This is a genomic window from Bacillus sp. FSL W8-0116, assembly GCF_038003825.1.
GTDB lineage: Bacteria > Bacillota > Bacilli > Bacillales > DSM-4216 > Bacillus_O > Bacillus_O smithii.
Genome location: NZ_JBBOPY010000001.1, coordinates 2,561,752 through 2,578,061 on the forward strand (window position 1 = coordinate 2,561,752; position 16,310 = coordinate 2,578,061).

Genomic DNA, 16,310 nt, shown 5'->3' on the forward strand with positions numbered 1-16,310 from the left:
GAAAATCATCGTTGGAAAGGATTATTTTTTGATGGAAAAAAAGATGAAGGCATGGATAAAAACGATTCGTCAACTCTTCTCCTATGAAGAACTGACTCGTCTGGCACGGAAAGTCGGATTCATTCAGCGGCAGCGTTCATTAACAGCGGAAGCCTTTCTGACGCTATGTGCTTGGGGAGACGGATCGCTCGCCTGTCAGTCGCTTCAGCGGTTGTGTGCCGATTTGGCGCTCTGGCATGATTGCTCTCTCTCGAATGAAGGACTGAATCAGCGGTTTACGCCTCGTGCCGTGGCGTTTTTAAAAGAGGTCTTTTTTACTCTCCTGATGCATCAACGTCCGGCACTCTCTTCCATCACCGAAACGTATCGCGCTTGTTTCACCCGTCTGCGGATCTTAGACTCTACCAGTTTTTTACTTCCGACCGACTATGGTGAGGACTATCAAGGTTCGGTTTCATCTGGCGCCAAAATCCAATTTGAGTATGAGCTGTTATCGGGAACCTGTCTTCAGCTGTGCGTCCAACAGGCCAATGATTCCGATGCCCGTTTTGCTTATCATACCCAGCACACGATTTTACCGAATGACCTTTGCATTCGGGATCTGGGGTTTTTTTCACTCGCCACGCTGGCGGAGATTGATGCTCGAGGTGCTTATTATATTACCCGGTTGCGTTCCGATATCAAAGTCTATATCAAGCAGGACGGGGAGTGGCACGAATGGGATTGGGAATCGATAGGAAATCGATTGGGCGAGGGGGAAGCCGTGGAAGTGGAACACGTGTATATCGGACACCAACGCCTGTATGTTCCGCGTCTGATTTTTCGCCGTCTCACGGCGGAAGAATGGGAAAAACGGCTGGCGTACGTGCGGAAAAAGGAAAAAAAGAAAGGGAAGGCGCTGTCACGCCAAACCCTTGAACAAAAGAAATATCACATCTTACTGACCAATTTACCACAAGAATCGTTTGATGCGCAACAAGTTTATGAGCTGTATTCGCTGCGCTGGCAAGTGGAGCTGTTATTTAAGGGCTGGAAATCCTTATTTGATCTTGACCGTGTCAAAAAGATGAAGAAGGAACGATTCGAATGCCACTTATATGGGACATTGATTGCCATTTTAGTCACGCAGACTCTTCTGTTCCAAGCCCGAAGGTATTGGCATCAACGGGAGGGAATCGAGATCAGTGAATGGAAAGCGCTTAATATCCTCCAATCGTATTGGCATCGGTTTCTTTTGCATCCCCAAGCGATGGAAACCGCCCTTCCATCTCTCCTGTCTCTGTTAAGGAAACACGCGAGGAAAGACCGAAGGAAAGGAGAGGAAACGGTATCGGATCTTTTAAAGAAATTGGGGATATGGTAGTGTGGGTCATGGATATAATTGCCAAATAACCCTCTTCTTGAGGGTTATTTGGCATGCCCAGCATTTGGTTTTCTCTTCATCCTTTGATTGATTTTTCGAACATGCGTATCATCCTAAAAAATTTTATACCGCTAACTTGACGGGTATGGGGTATAACCCTCTATTTTATAACGTACCTGAAGGATCTTATGCAAGTGAGCCTCAAAACCCTTACAATCGGATTCTTGAGTTAAAGGAAATGATTGAAGCCGTACACTCTGAAGGAATGCGAGTCATAATGGATGTTGTTTACAACCATTTGTATGAACGGGAGAGCTCCGCTTTCGAACAACTTGTTCCGGGGTATTATTTTCGTTTTGATGAAAACGGGCGGCCGTCCAATGGCACCGGAGTTGGAAATGACTTTGCTTCTGAACGTCTGATGGCCCGAAAATTTATTCTGGATTCCATTGAATTTTGGTTGAAAGAATATAATGTTGACGGGTTTCGTTTTGATTTAATGGGTATTCTCGATGTAGAAACGATGAAAGAAGTAGTAAAAGTGGCTCGCTCTTACAAGCCGGACTGTCTTATCATCGGGGAAGGATGGGACTTGCCGACTCCGCTCGCCCGCCAGCATAAAGCTGCGCTTCATAATCAGCATATACTTCCCGAAATTGGCCAGTTTAATGATTTTTTCCGAGACTCCATAAAGGGGGGCGTATTTCATCTTTCGGACAAAGGATTTGCTCTTGGAAAGCTGGATATGTATGAAAAAGCTTTCCATGCGGTGTGCGCAAGCATCCCTTTAGAAGGCAGAACGGGAATATTTACAGAGCCGCTGCAATCTGTAAATTTTGTGGAATGCCATGATAATCATACTTTGTGGGATAAGTTAATGGCTTGTTTTCCAAACCAAGAGGAGGAAAACCGTCGCCGCCACCTTTTAGCTACTGCTATGGTTTTGCTTTCCCAGGGGATTCCTTTTCTTCACAGCGGCCAAGAGTTTTTTCGGACAAAAAAAGGGGTTGGAAACAGCTATAACAGCGAAGATGAAATCAACTGGCTGGATTGGAGCAGGAAGGAGAATTATAAAGACGCCGTTGATTATATAAAAGGTTTGATTGAAATTCGGAAAAATCATGGAGCTTTCCGCTTGCAAACTGCTGAGGAGATCCGAAAGCATTTGAAAAAATGGACAGTAAGGAAGGGAATCGTATCAGTTTTAATGGACGACGTGGGCGGCAAGGGACCTTGGAATAAGATTCTCGTCGTGTTTTATCCGAATGAATTGTCTGGAGAAATGGCTCTTCCCGGCGAGTCTGCTTGGAAAGTGATTGCGGATGAGAACCGTGCAGGCATTCAACCAATCCGAGAAGTGGAAAAGACGCTTGTCCTTTCTCCTATTAGCTGCTATGTATGTGTTCAATAGCAGGAATCTTTTTTATCGTCTCTGTTCATGCTATGGATTTTGTTTGTTGGACGAACGGGACAGAATAATTTAGAAAGCGGCAAGTCTTTTTTTCGCGAACTTGTTTTTATTTTTTAAATGATGAGTTTAGATCCTTTCAACACGAGGAAAGCGAAACTTCCGTCAGTGGGGACTGTTGATGGTTAGTTGGACATAACGGTCATTTTGAGGCAATTGTCCTTTAAAATCGAACCCCTATTTTGCTTGTGATAAGAAAAGGGGACCCTCTGCTTTTTCAAGCGAAGTCCATTGGTCATTGGTCGGACCATTGCCTTCGCATTGTGCTGAAGTCGTTTTGGACGGCATCTTGACGAAAACACTCGAAAGAAGATAAAATTTAAAAAGTAGTTTCAATTGAAAAGCGGATGTTGAATTGAAGGAAAGCTGAATGGAATAGAGTATGATCGTTTTACTTGGAATGATTTCATTCAGTGGTAGCTTGCCCGTTTGGATCGATCGGACGGAAAGCTTAAAAATATAGGAGAATCGGATTGCGCAATAAGATGGATAATCAATCGGGAAAAGAGCGTATGGACAAAGCTGCCAAAATAAAATTAAATAAATTGGAACATTTGTTTGATCAAGAATGGGAGATTATCCCCGCCGGAGGACTTACCGGCGAAGCTTTTTTTGCCAAGCATGAAGAACAGAGGCTTTTTTTAAAGCGAAATTCTTCGCCTTTTCTTGCTGCTTTGTCAGCTGAGGGAATCGTTCCCAAACTTGTGTGGACGAAAAGGTTAGAAAGCGGGGATGTGATTACCGCCCAGCATTGGCTGAACGGCAGAGAGCTGTCTCCTGATGAGATGGTGGACAGAAGGGTGACGAAATTACTGAAAAAAATTCATACATCTAAACCGCTTTTGACAATGCTGGAGCGACTTGAAAAGCGCCCGGTTCAGCCGGAAAAGCTGTTGCTGGAAGTCCAAGATGGAATTGACTTGAATTTGCTGCAGCATCCTACCATTCAAAAAGCCATTGAGTTTCTGCAAAAAAAGGTCAAGTTCATTCGCTATGATGATTATGCCGTTTGCCACGGAGATGTCAACCATAACAACTGGCTGCTTTCCGAGGGCAATCGTTTGTATTTGATTGACTGGGACCGCCCTCTTATAGGCGATCCGGCCATTGATTTGGGCATGCTTCTATATTGTTATATCCCTGGAAATGATTGGGAAGAGTGGCTTAGGTTGTACGGAATGGAACTGACTACTCACCTTCAATTGCGGATGAAATGGTATGTGGTGATGCAAACCATATTATCTATTCAATGGCATAAAGATAAAAGCCGTTTTCATGAAATGAACCGCTGGCTTACCTTTCTCCATAACATCTTATGATCGTGTTAAGACAATTGGTCTATATCGCTGACCCATTGAGATAAGTGGTTTTGATGGGCTTGGATGTGCTCATCCAAGTGTTGTGTATATTGACCATCTTGGCTGTATTGATAAATTTCCTGTAATGTTGATTTGACACCTTGATCAACGTTTGCATTGGCCATCAACGATTTTGCCAGTCTTTCGAGCTGTTCGCATTCCGAGACGGTTCCGCAACAATCCAGTTGATGGTCGCTTAAAATATCTCTTAATAATTGTGCTTGATCCTTCCATGTTAAAGGCATGGCACTCATCCTTTCTTTCGCATCATATAAGGAATTCTCTTATTTTAGTGTCGGGAATTCTTTTTTTTTATGCATGAAGATTATGAACGAATAGACAGTGGGGGATTTTTAATGCGTTTACGAAACAAACCTTGGGCTAAAGAAAAAATTCGGCAATATCCACAATATGTGATTCCTGAACCTGAAAAGCAAAAAGGAAAATGGCGGGAAATGTTCGGAAATGATCAGGCGATCCATTTGGAAATTGGCACAGGAAAAGGACAGTTTATTGTGGGGATGGCTCGATTGCATCCTGATGTCAATTTTATTGGAATTGAACTGCAAGAAAGCGTGATTGTATCTGCGCTTGACAAAGTCATAGAGGCAGAATTGCCGAATGTAAAGCTGTTGAATGTGAACGCCGGTCATTTAACCGATTTTTTTGCCAATGGAGAAATCGAAAGAATTTACTTGAACTTCTCAGATCCTTGGCCAAAGAAACGACATGAAAAACGGCGATTGACTTACAAAAATTTTCTGAAAGCCTATGACGAAATTTTGGCGGAGGGCGGCGAGATCCACATGAAAACGGATAATCAAGGATTGTTTGAATACTCGCTTGTCAGCTTCTCGCAGTACGGTCTTATTTTAAAGGATGTGAGTCTTGATCTTCACAACAGCGATTATCAAGAAAATGTCATGACCGAATATGAAGAAAAATTTTCGCAAAAAGGAAATAGAATTTATCGCTGTGAAGTGCAGTTTCCGCCAAAAAAGGCAGAGGAGAATGAAGTTTTGCTTTAAAAAAGGGGTCTTAATCAACAATTATAAAAAACGAAAAAAAGAGATGATTTTTTTCGCTAATCAACTGTCTGTTTTTGAAGTGGGAAAAGCGTCGCTTTGTCAGTGCCAACGGGAACGATCGGACCGAACCCGTTGGCGAGCGATTAGGAAAGGCGATAGACGTCCATAATGGTTCCGGTGCTGGCATCGGCGATAAATTCATATTGCTCCAATTCGCCATCCCGTCTTCTGGAAATTCCGCCTTTATAAACAGTTGTGTCAATTCCAAGTTTTTGATATTGCTCCGGTTTCATTTGAATCCATGACCCTTCAATGATTCCTTCTTTGTTAAAAGCTTCCTTGACGCGGGCAAGGACTTTTTCAGCTGCAACGGTAGGCGAGGACGTTACCGCTTTTTGGGCAAACAACGCGCCTGCTGCACCGGCGACTGCACCTAATGTAAAAGACTTCCACCCAATTCTCATGAGCACACCCCCAAAAAAGTTACTATTTTCAGTATACATGAATTTGAAAAATTCGCCATAAGCAGGGGAGCTCAATTGGAAAAGGGTTTCAAAGTTTTGTAAAATAACAATGTACATAGTTTTGCAACAACGAAAAGGAGCATGATCTCATGAATCAAGAAACGTTGGAATTGTTTCGACAATTAACTGAACTTCCGGGAGCTTCCGGAAATGAACATGCTGTACGTGCATTTATGAAGGAACAGCTTTCTCAATACGCTGATGAAGTAGTGCAAGATCGGCTAGGGAGTATTTTTGGGGTCAAAAAAGGAAACGGACCTGTCGTGATGGTAGCTGGTCATATGGATGAAGTAGGATTTATGATTACTTCGATTACGGATAACGGAATGCTCCGATTTCAGCCGCTGGGAGGCTGGTGGAATCAAGTTCTGTTAGCGCAGCGTGTACAAATTATAACGGAGAACGGACCGGTAATCGGTGTGATTGGATCCATTCCTCCCCATTTGTTAAGTGAAGAACAGCGGAAAAAACCGATGGAAATAAAAAATATGCTCATTGATATTGGAGCGGACGACCGCGAAGATGCGGAACGGATTGGCATTAAACCGGGGCAGTTTGCCGTGCCGATTTGTCCGTTTACTCCATTGGCTAATCAAAAGAAAATTTTAGCAAAAGCTTGGGATAATCGCTATGGATGTGGGCTTGCCATCGAATTGTTGAAGGAAGTAAAAGATGAAACGCTTCCTAATACGCTTTATTCTGGAGCGACTGTTCAAGAAGAAGTCGGCCTTCGAGGTGCGCAGACAGCTGCCAATATGATTAAGCCGGATATTTTCTTTGCGTTGGATGCAAGTCCCGCCAATGATATGTCCGGAGATAAAAATCAATTTGGTCAATTGGGGCAAGGGGCTTTGATTCGTATTTATGACCGGACGATGGTAACTCATAGAGGAATGAGAGAATTTGTTCTCGATACGGCAGAATCGAATCAAATTCCTTATCAGTTTTTTGTTTCACAAGGAGGGACGGATGCCGGAAGAGTGCATTTGTCCAATGAAGGCGTCCCTAGTGCGGTGATCGGGATTTGTTCCCGCTATATTCATACGCACGCCTCGATGATTCATGTAGATGATTACCAAGCTGCCAAAGAATTATTGATTAAGCTAGTTCGTTCATGTGATCAATCAACGGTTGAGGCCATTCGGAATAACGGGTAATGGAATATTGGAAGACATTCCATCCATGAATGGATTTTTCTAAAAGATGTGACAGCCGGAACGGAAAGGTTTTTCATTTATAGAGAAAGTGGTTTGATTGAGACAGAGGGAGTGCTATCCATGAAAATAGCCGTGGGGTCAAAAAATGCAGCAAAAATCGCTGCCGTGAAAGAAGGAATTCAATTTATACGACTGAGTGCCGAAGTGCTATCGGTTGACGTCGAATCGGGTGTAAGCAATCAGCCTTTTTCGGATGAGGAAACAATAAGAGGGGCCATTCAACGAGCGGAAAGATCGCTGTTGGCGGAAAATGCTGATGTCGGAATCGGTTTGGAAGGCGGCGTAACGGAAACGCCGCATGGTCTTTTGCTTTGTAACTGGGGAGCTCTGGCGGAAAAAGAAAAAGAGCCTATTGTTGCCGGAGGAGCCCGGATTCTCTTGCCGAAAGAGATTGCCGAAAGATTAAGAGCGGGGGAAGAGTTGGGACCGGTGATGGATGAATTTTGCCGCAGAAAACAAATCCGTGAAAAAGAAGGAGCTGTAGGCATCTTTACTAACGGGCTTGTCACAAGAAAAGACATGTTTTTCCATGTGATGAAGCTGCTCCTCGGACAATGGCTGTACCGAAAGAATGAAAGGTAAGATCTTATTCTTATAAGGATATAGCCATTGAAGCCCCCGGTTTGTTTGTTGAAATAAATTTTTGTTTTTTGGGTAACTCTTGGCAGGTTTTCGAATTTCAAGCAAAAGAGATCTTTGCTTGTCGATCAGAACAAAGCGCTCGGTGGCTTTAAAAAACGAATGAAGTTTTTTGCGGCATGGTGAGCGCTATTCTTCATTTTACTGGGCAGTTTATGATAATCTTATGATAGATTGGGATGTATCTTTCTCTGTGTGTTTTTAAAGGATTCGATTTCCAATATTTATTAAATGAGAATGGTCAGGAGGAATAAACGATGCAAGAATTAAAATCAATAGAACAATTTGAAGAACTTAAAAATAACGGGAAACACATTTTTCTTTTTTCAGCAGAATGGTGCGGAGATTGCCGCTTTTTGGAACCTTTTCTTCCTCAAATTGAAGCAGAGCACCCGGATTATACGTTTGTCCATATTGACCGGGATGAATATATCGACCTTTGCCAACAATTAGACGTTTTTGGAATTCCTAGTTTTATTGCTTATGAAGACGGAAAAGAGCTTGGAAGGTTTGTCAGCAGAGACCGTAAAACAAAAGAAGAAGTGGATCAGTTTATTGACAGCCTCCAAAAATAAGTTCCTTTGGACAGGAGGAAAATTCATTGGACAGTAAAGCGCTGCGAAAGGAATTGGAAAAACGATTAAAATCAGAAAACCGCCTTTTTACATTTGATCGGGAAAAAGATGTTTTACGAATCGAGGACAAGGAAACGAGAAAAGGGGTCAATGTTTCACTCCCTCCCATTCTAGGCAGATGGGAAACAATGAAAGAGAAAGCAATCGATGAGGTTGTTTACTATGTCAATGAAGCGCTGGCTGTCATGGGAAAAGAACCAAGCTTATCGGAAAGAGAAAAGTACATTTATCCGGTTATTCGCTCCACATCTTTTCCAAAGGAAGCGAAAGAAGGCGTACCTTTTTTGTATGATGATCACACGGCCGAAACAAGAATATATTATGCCCTTGATATGGGGACTACTTATCGGTTGATTGATAAGGAACTGTTGGAAAAGGAAAACTGGGATGCCAGAAGAGTGAGAGAGACGGCGAAATTCAACGCCCGCTCCCTTTCTACTTCCGTTAAAAAAGATGAGGTAGCGGATAATGTTTTTTATTTTTTAAATACAAATGACGGTTATGATTCAAGCCGAATTTTAAACGAAAAATGGCTTTCTGAGATGGAGGAGAAAGTCGAAGGTGTGATGACTGTCTCCGTGCCTCATGCAGACGTGCTGATCATCGGGGATATCCGCAATGAAACCGGATATGACATATTGGCTAATATGACGATGAGCTTTTTTGCCAACGGACGGATACCGATTACGGCTTTGTCATTTTTGTATGAAAATGGCAAGCTGGAACCGATTTTTATTTTAGCCAAAAACAAAAGAAAATGAAGGGAGGAAGATCGTAAGTGAACGTATTTTATAATCGAAAAGGTGTAGGGGATACTCTACTAATATCGATCAAAGATTTTCCGCAAGAGGAAATTGCCGTAGACGTGCGAAAAGAAGCGGCCAGAATTTATCATGAACCAACCAATGAAACGGCTGGTTATAATATTTTTCATATATCCAAATTCCTGGAAATTGAGGGTGATGGCCCCGTCGACATGAACGAAGACCTTCTCGGCAAAATCAACCGGATTTTGCAGGAGTGCGGTTTTGATGAAACGTTAGAAGGAGATTTTTCTCCTAAATTTGTGGTAGGATATGTGAAAGAAAAGGAAAAGCATCCTAATGCAGATAAATTGAGCATCTGCCAAGTCGACGTAGGAAATGAAACATTGCAGATTGTATGCGGAGCGCCTAATGTGGAGGCGGGCCAAAAAGTGGTTGTAGCCAAGATCGGCGCTGTCATGCCAAGCGGAATGGTTATAAAAGATGCGGAGCTGCGAGGAGTTCCTTCGAAAGGCATGATCTGTTCGGCTCGCGAGCTTGAGCTGCCGAATGCTCCTAAAGAAAAAGGAATTTTAGTTTTATCAGATGAATATGAAGTCGGTCAGCCGTTTTCCTTTTAATGGATAATGGCCGGTGAATAAAGATGTGAACAAGGGTTTGGTTCTTTCAACCTTTATAGGAAGATGATTGTATCCTATTAATGGTTGTAGAAGGATCGGACCCTTTATTCGTTTCAATGGATTTCTTGTTGTGGATATTGAAGGGATCGGTTGAAAAGTGAGCAGCGAGTAAAGATTGGATGGTATTTCTGCAAAAATGATTTTCCGAGATTTTCAGTATAGAAAGATCTAAGTGGAGTCTGTTCTGGCTGGTTTGCCATTCCCTTAGGGAGAAAAGCCCAAAGCCTTCATCGATGAAAAGAGGATTAAGAATATTTGTTGTTCTTGCATTTTCAGCCTATTTTCCTCTCGAATTTTTCTATTTAACTGTTAAAATAGAAATGATTCTTAAATAAAGAAAGAGTGGTAAACTTTGAGCTGGCTGAAACGATTTATGAAACTTTTTATAGATGAAGAAGTAGTAGAAATTGAAGAGAGCGATTCTCCGCATGTACCGCGGCAGGTACCAAAGGAACGAACAGACAATCTGAAAAAAAATCCAACAAAGCCGGTGCGGGAATTGAAAACGAGAATCGCTTACCATTATCCGCAAAAACCCCTATCTTTGCCTACTGCGTCGGAAAAAACAGAAAGAAAAACGCTTGAACGACATAACCGGCATCGGAGGAATGAGCCGATCAAACCGGAACCAAAACCAACAACGGAAAACTTAAAGAGTGCTTCTTATCATGTGTCGAGCGAACGGAAAGGCAACCGTCCTTTTCGACCAACGAATATTCCGTCTCCTATTTACGGGTATAAACGTCCGTCAGAAGCAAGCCAAAGCGAAGTTGTAGAGTACGAGTTGAAAAATTCTTTTGTGGAAGGAGAAGTGTCAGGTCACACAGAGACGCTAAAAAGAAAGAATGAGAATTTTGAAGAGCAGAAAGAACGAAATCAGACTTTGGCTGTTCCGTTTAAAAACGAAGAAAAACAGGCCGAACCTTCTGGAAAAGAACAGGTGGCGGCAGAAAAAGAACAGGTAATCCTTGAAGAGAATCATCTGAAAGACGAAGCGGCTTCCAATGAATTTTCTCATTTGGAAGACTCCCCATTATCAACAAAACAATCATCACAAGAAAACGATTTTCCTACGGTAGAAGAAGCGGTAACAGAAGAATATGAAAATGTAAGAAAAATGGAACCAGTCGAGGAACAGAAATCTGTTGTTCGGGAATTGGACATTAGTGAGGATTCGAATCAAGAACAGCGATCGGAAACTGTTTCTGAAAGGGCAGACGCAGACAAATCGAATAAATCACGCCCGCATCTCCCCTTTAATGTGCTAATGCTTAAGCAGGACAAACGGAATTTAGAGAAGAAAAATATCGCGAACAATCGGAAACAGCCGGACATGGCTCCTCATATCCATAAAGTGGAAAAGGGACAAGCGGAGGAGAACATCGAAAAAGAAACCGACCATCAGCTGCCCGATATCCGTTTTTTGACTCCGCCGGCTGAAAAAAAAACGAATGAAGCATGGATACAACAGCAAATTCAATTATTAAACGATACGCTGAAAAACTTCCGTGTACGCGCTAAGGTGGTGAATGTCACGGAAGGACCGTCTGTCACCAGATTTGAAGTACAGCCTGAACCAGGGGTGAAAGTGAATAAAATTACGAACTTGTCGGATGATATTAAGTTGAGCTTGGCGGCCAAAGATATTCGGATAGAGGCGCCTATCCCGGGAAAACATACAATCGGAATTGAGGTTCCGAATAAAGAAAGCCGCCCCGTATACTTAAGCGAAATTATTATGAGCCCTTCATTCCAAAACAGCCAATCTCCTCTCACGATTGCGATGGGACTGGATATTTCCGGCCAAGCGGTTGTGGCTGATTTAAAGAAAATGCCCCATGGATTGATCGCCGGCGCAACCGGCTCTGGAAAAAGCGTCTGCATCAATTCCATATTGATCAGCCTTTTGTATAAAACGACTCCTGAAGAATTGAAACTGCTATTGATTGATCCGAAAATGGTTGAACTCGCGCCGTACAACGGCATTGGACATTTGGTCAGCCCGGTTATTACGGATGTAAAAGCAGCTACCCAGGCGTTAAAATGGGCGGTGGATGAAATGGAAAGGCGGTATGAATTATTTGCTCATGCTGGTGTTCGAAATATTGAACGGTTCAATCAAAAAGCGTTGGAAGCAAAAGAAAAGCGTATGCCTTATATCGTCATTGTGATTGATGAATTGGCTGATTTAATGATGATGTCTCCCGCTGATGTCGAGGAAGCGATTTGCCGAATTGCCCAAAAAGCGCGGGCATGCGGCATCCACTTATTGGTAGCGACTCAGCGGCCGTCCGTCGATGTGATCACCGGGTTAATTAAAGCCAATATTCCTACCAGAATTGCCTTTTCCGTTTCCTCTCAAGCGGATTCACGAACGATTTTGGATGCCGGGGGAGCTGAAAAATTGTTAGGAAAAGGCGATATGTTATTTTTGGACAACGGAACGTCAAAGACGGTGCGGCTTCAAGGCAGCTTTGTTTCTGATGGGGAAATCGAAAGAGTGGTTTCCTTCGTGAAGGAACAGTGGGAATCCGATTACTTGTTTGTTCAAGAAGAACTTGTTCAAAAAGCCAACTTTCTGCAAGATGAAGATGACTTGTTTAAGCCGGCCTGTGAGTTTGTCGTTCGCCATGGCGGTGCTTCCGCTTCTTTATTGCAAAGACATTTTCGGATCGGTTATAATCGCGCGGCTCGGTTGATTGAAATGATGGAAGAACAAGGAATCATTTCGGAACAAAAACCCGGCAAGCCCAGAGACGTTTTAATCACGGAAGAAGATTTTGAGGATTTAAAGGAATCCAGCCAATTCTAATGCGTGCTTTCAAAATAAAAAAGCGGCTCATTTGCGATGATTTTAAATCTTGAATGAGCCATGAAACATTCTTTTTGAAAATTAAGGTCGTGAAAATGGATTGAAACAAAGACAAGAAAAAAGGAAAAATCCTATTAATAGTCACGAGCCTGAAAAAGTGCTATAATGTTTCAATATGAAAAGCTCATTATCCATTTTGAGCAAAGGGAACCAAAATTACATATAATGCTTATTGATAGACGATTGTTGGAGGGTCTGTTATGACAACATATCACTTTGTAGGAATTAAAGGATCGGGGATGAGCGCCCTCGCCCAAATTTTGTTCGATAAGGGCTATAAGGTGCAGGGTTCTGACATTGAAAAATACTTTTTTACTCAAAAAGCTCTGGAAGATGCCGGAATTCCGATTTATCCCTTCAGTAAAGACAACATTAAACCTGGTTTAACGGTTATAGCAGGAAATGCATTTCCTGACACACATGAAGAAATTCAAGAAGCGTTAAAACTTGGATTGCCGGTAATCCGTTACCATAAATTTTTAGGGGAATTTGCCCGCAAGTTTACAAGCATTGCTGTGGCAGGCGCTCACGGGAAAACATCGACGACAGGGTTAATGGCGCATGTCATTGGCGGGGCAAAACCTACTTCTTATTTAATCGGTGATGGTACTGGGAAAGGCGTTAAGGACGCCGAATATTTTGTTTTTGAAGCTTGTGAGTATCGGCGCCATTTCTTATCCTATTATCCCGACTACGCCATTATGACCAATATCGATTTTGACCATCCTGATTATTTTGCGAATATCGATGATGTTTTTTCTGCCTTCCAGCAAATGGCGATGCAAGTGAATAAAGCCATTTTTGCTTACGGTGATGATGAACTGTTACAAAAAATTCAAGCGAAAGTTCCCGCTGTGTATTATGGCTTTGGCGAAGAGAACGACTTCCAAGCTCGAAATATTAAGCATACAAAAAATGGTACGACATTTGATGTATTTGTTAGAAATACGTTTTATGGCTCTTTTGAAATTCCCTTGTTTGGCGACCATAACGTTTTAAATGCTCTCGGAGTAATAGCTGTTTGCCAATATGAAAATATTGATACGGAAATCGTCAAAGAACGGCTTCTTACTTTTGAAGGGGTCAAAAGAAGATTCACCGAGAAAAAAATGGGAACGCAAATCATTATTGATGACTATGCACACCATCCAACGGAAATCAAGGCAACGATTCATGCTGCACGTCAAAAATATCCTGATCGGGAAATTGTGGCCATTTTTCAGCCTCATACGTTTTCAAGAACTCAGGCCTTCTTAAATGATTTTGCTCAAAGCCTTAATGAAGCTGATTCTGTTTATTTATGCGAAATTTTCGGTTCAGCGCGTGAAAACCATGGCAAACTGTCTGTAAAAGATCTTCAAGAGCGGATTTCAGGAGCGCAAATTATTGAAGAAGAAGACACGTCTCCGCTCTTAAAGCATGAAAATGCGGTTCTCATCTTTATGGGAGCGGGAGATATTCAAAAATTCCAGCTTGCCTATGAAAAGCTGCTAAGCAACACTTTGAAAAAATAGACAATGATGTCATGATAGTCATCGATTAGGAAGTCTGAATGTTTTAGAGCTGACTTAGAGCCCGGCCTTTTCTCCACGCTGGGATGGCGTTAGGAGGTGGCAGGCTTTAAGTCTGCTCTTTTTTTAGATGATCGGCCTTTCAGTTCATTTTAAAGTATGGTAAAATAAAAATTATCTGATTATTCTTTCTATTTAAACAAGGGGGGATAGAGTTGAAAGATCGTGTTGTGATCATAACAGGCGGATCAAATGGGATGGGAAAATATATGGCGAAACATTTTTTTTAAGAAGGAGCGAAAGTCGTTATTACAGGAAGAAATGTTGAAAGGCTGGAGCAGGCAAAAAAAGAGATAGAATCACAGGGAAATAGTGAGATATTGACGATTGCCATGGATGTCAGAAATCCGGATGATGTAGATAAAATGGTCCGAGAAACGGATCAAAAGTTTGGAAGAATTGATGTTTTAGTGAACAATGCCGCAGGAAATTTCATTTGTCCGGCAGAAAAATTATCCGTCAATGGCTGGAAAGCGGTGGTGGATATTGTCTTAAATGGAACCTTTTATTGTACAAGAGCGGTAGGAAAATATTGGATCGAAACGAACAGCAAAGGTAATGTTCTGAATATGGTTGCGAATTACGCTTGGCAGGCAGGCCCAGGGGTGGTTCATTCCGCTGCGGCGAAGGCCGGGGTTCTCTCGCTCACTAGAACGCTTGCGGTAGAGTGGGGCACCAAATACGGCATTCGGGTAAATGCCATAGCTCCCGGTCCTATTGAACGAACAGGAGGAGCAGACAAGCTGTTGGATTCTGAGGAGACGGAAAGAAAGGTTATCGACAGCGTGCCGTTGAAACGATTAGGAACGCCGGAAGAAATCGCTGCTTTGGCTGCTTTTATGGTTTCAGACAAAGCTTCTTATTTAAATGGAGAATGCATATCTTTAGACGGGGGGCAGTGGTTGAAGCAGCCGGTGTTTTTATTTGACGAGTCAAATTAGCTTGAATGTTTTTAGAAAAGCAAGAAGACTTTCGTAAGAATTTTGACAAGAAAAAGCAAGGGACTTCCCCACGCAGGGGTTGGCCGGTACTCTATTATAGACCATGTAAATTGAAATTCTATCACACCGTTTTTCGACCGCTGATAGGAGAATTGTTTGTAGTATGGCTGCCGAAGAAAACCGGCGCTTTTTAAAAAGGGATTTTGAACATTTATTTCTCGCTAAAAGATGCGTTTTTATTCTTGTCAGTAATGGAATTGAAGCCCATTCAAACATAAAAAGAAATCGTTTTCCGTTTTGAAAACTTCTATTTTGCATGTTTCATTGAATGATGTGGCAAATATCCTCTTCGAAATGCAGTATGATATGGACTTGCATGTTTCTCCAGTGCATATCCCTTTTGTTGCCATCTGTAGATTTTTCTTCATTCTTCTAAAAAACGATGAGTCCGTTTGTTTAAAAACATCGGTTTCGTAATAATCTGTTACAAGTTCCGGCCACACTTACGCTGCAGCTTGATATAGGTGGATGCAACATTGGAAAAACTCCTCGATTTATTCATTGGATAAGGCGAGAATCTATAGTCTCGTAGAATCCAAAATGGGATTGTCCTCTGATTATAGAGAATCTTGATGATGAAATTGACGCCTCCCTAAAAGAAATAGTAAAATTTATGGAGGGTTCGCGAAAAAGAAGAATATTTTAGAAGTTTCATTTTTTTCGCCGAAATTCAATGAAGAATAAGTTGAGGAGGTGTTTAAAGTGATTGTCATTTTGTACGTAAGTGTGGCGGTGATCGCTGTTGCATTTCTTATTTTAGCTCTTAGTGTTTCCAGAACATTAAGGTCGGTTGACAGTACTTTAAACAGTGTATCAAAAATGTTGGACGGCTTGGAAAACCAGTTGAAAGGAGTCACCCAAGAAACGGCTGAACTTTTACATAAAACGAATGAGTTGGCTGAGAATATTGGGGAAAAAACGAAAGAACTGAATTCGGTCGTTTACGCAGTGAAAGGCATTGGCAGTTCGATTGAGACGTTCAATCAATCTTTGAAAAAAATCACAACGACGGTAGGGTCGCAATTAGAAAAGAATCAGAATAAAATTTCACAGGCGGTCCAATGGAGTCAAGTCGTCAAACAAGTATTGGATAAATGGAAGCGTAAAGAAGAGTCGCCGGCTGCCCAAACACAGAATAACACCGTATCTGAAAGCCGCGGTTCGATAGAGAGGGCTAGAAATTAATTCCT

The 16,310-nt window shown here is 42.1% G+C and carries 14 protein-coding genes and 1 pseudogene; 13 read left to right on the plus strand and 2 right to left on the minus strand.

Going from position 1 to position 16,310, the window contains the following annotated elements:
- The first annotated feature begins 31 nt into the window (after positions 1–31).
- The 3 genes from N1I86_RS12265 to N1I86_RS12275 all read left to right on the plus strand — a co-directional run bounded on the left by N1I86_RS12265 (position 32) and on the right by N1I86_RS12275 (position 4,150).
- Positions 32–1,363 carry an IS4 family transposase gene (locus tag N1I86_RS12265; protein ID WP_341094487.1) on the plus strand — a complete coding sequence of 444 codons (1,332 nt, stop codon included), beginning with the start codon at positions 32–34 and terminating at the stop codon, positions 1,361–1,363.
- 145 nt (positions 1,364–1,508) lie between these two features.
- Complete coding sequence (gene pulA / locus N1I86_RS12270) at positions 1,509–2,774, plus strand: type I pullulanase (RefSeq protein ID WP_341096546.1); 1,266 nt, start codon at positions 1,509–1,511, stop codon at positions 2,772–2,774.
- Between the two features lie 602 nt (positions 2,775–3,376).
- Complete coding sequence (locus N1I86_RS12275; protein WP_040342038.1) at positions 3,377–4,150, plus strand: phosphotransferase family protein; 774 nt, start codon at positions 3,377–3,379, stop codon at positions 4,148–4,150.
- A gap of 5 nt (positions 4,151–4,155) precedes the next feature.
- Here N1I86_RS12275 and N1I86_RS12280 read toward each other — a convergent pair whose 3' ends face one another.
- Positions 4,156–4,434 carry a YtzH-like family protein gene (locus N1I86_RS12280; protein WP_003355696.1) on the minus strand — a complete coding sequence of 93 codons (279 nt, stop codon included), beginning with the start codon at positions 4,432–4,434 and terminating at the stop codon, positions 4,156–4,158.
- Between the two features lie 111 nt (positions 4,435–4,545).
- Between N1I86_RS12280 and trmB the strand changes: the two genes are divergently transcribed.
- Positions 4,546–5,217 carry a tRNA (guanosine(46)-N7)-methyltransferase TrmB gene (trmB, locus tag N1I86_RS12285; protein WP_003355695.1) on the plus strand — a complete coding sequence of 224 codons (672 nt, stop codon included), beginning with the start codon at positions 4,546–4,548 and terminating at the stop codon, positions 5,215–5,217.
- A 143-nt stretch (positions 5,218–5,360) separates the two neighbouring features.
- Here the strand turns inward: trmB and N1I86_RS12290 are convergent, their stop codons facing one another.
- The gene (locus tag N1I86_RS12290; RefSeq protein WP_040342037.1) at positions 5,361–5,675 is read right to left on the minus strand and encodes a PepSY domain-containing protein; all 315 of its coding nucleotides are present in this window, start codon (positions 5,673–5,675) and stop codon (positions 5,361–5,363) included.
- A 155-nt stretch (positions 5,676–5,830) separates the two neighbouring features.
- Between N1I86_RS12290 and N1I86_RS12295 the strand changes: the two genes are divergently transcribed.
- The 9 genes and pseudogenes from N1I86_RS12295 to N1I86_RS12335 all read left to right on the plus strand — a co-directional run bounded on the left by N1I86_RS12295 (position 5,831) and on the right by N1I86_RS12335 (position 16,305).
- Entirely contained in the window at positions 5,831–6,898 is a 1,068-nt protein-coding gene (locus tag N1I86_RS12295; protein WP_048623850.1) for a M42 family metallopeptidase, read from the plus strand.
- 120 nt (positions 6,899–7,018) lie between these two features.
- Positions 7,019–7,540, plus strand: a complete 522-nt coding sequence (locus N1I86_RS12300) for a DUF84 family protein (protein ID WP_003355692.1) — start codon at positions 7,019–7,021, stop codon at positions 7,538–7,540.
- Between the two features lie 314 nt (positions 7,541–7,854).
- The gene (locus N1I86_RS12305; RefSeq protein ID WP_003355690.1) at positions 7,855–8,172 is read left to right on the plus strand and encodes a thioredoxin family protein; all 318 of its coding nucleotides are present in this window, start codon (positions 7,855–7,857) and stop codon (positions 8,170–8,172) included.
- 26 nt (positions 8,173–8,198) lie between these two features.
- The gene (locus tag N1I86_RS12310; protein ID WP_003355689.1) at positions 8,199–8,993 is read left to right on the plus strand and encodes a DUF1444 domain-containing protein; all 795 of its coding nucleotides are present in this window, start codon (positions 8,199–8,201) and stop codon (positions 8,991–8,993) included.
- A 17-nt stretch (positions 8,994–9,010) separates the two neighbouring features.
- A complete protein-coding gene (ytpR, locus tag N1I86_RS12315; RefSeq protein ID WP_003355688.1) occupies positions 9,011–9,616 on the plus strand; it encodes a YtpR family tRNA-binding protein in 606 nt (201 codons plus the stop codon).
- Between the two features lie 412 nt (positions 9,617–10,028).
- Positions 10,029–12,488 carry a DNA translocase FtsK gene (locus N1I86_RS12320; RefSeq protein ID WP_341096552.1) on the plus strand — a complete coding sequence of 820 codons (2,460 nt, stop codon included), beginning with the start codon at positions 10,029–10,031 and terminating at the stop codon, positions 12,486–12,488.
- A 260-nt stretch (positions 12,489–12,748) separates the two neighbouring features.
- A complete protein-coding gene (gene murC / locus N1I86_RS12325) occupies positions 12,749–14,062 on the plus strand; it encodes a UDP-N-acetylmuramate--L-alanine ligase (RefSeq protein WP_341096553.1) in 1,314 nt (437 codons plus the stop codon).
- Between the two features lie 206 nt (positions 14,063–14,268).
- Positions 14,269–15,060: pseudogene (fadH, locus tag N1I86_RS12330) on the plus strand (2,4-dienoyl-CoA reductase).
- Between the two features lie 762 nt (positions 15,061–15,822).
- Positions 15,823–16,305, plus strand: a complete 483-nt coding sequence (locus N1I86_RS12335; protein ID WP_003355684.1) for a DUF948 domain-containing protein — start codon at positions 15,823–15,825, stop codon at positions 16,303–16,305.
- Positions 16,306–16,310 lie beyond the last annotated feature (5 nt).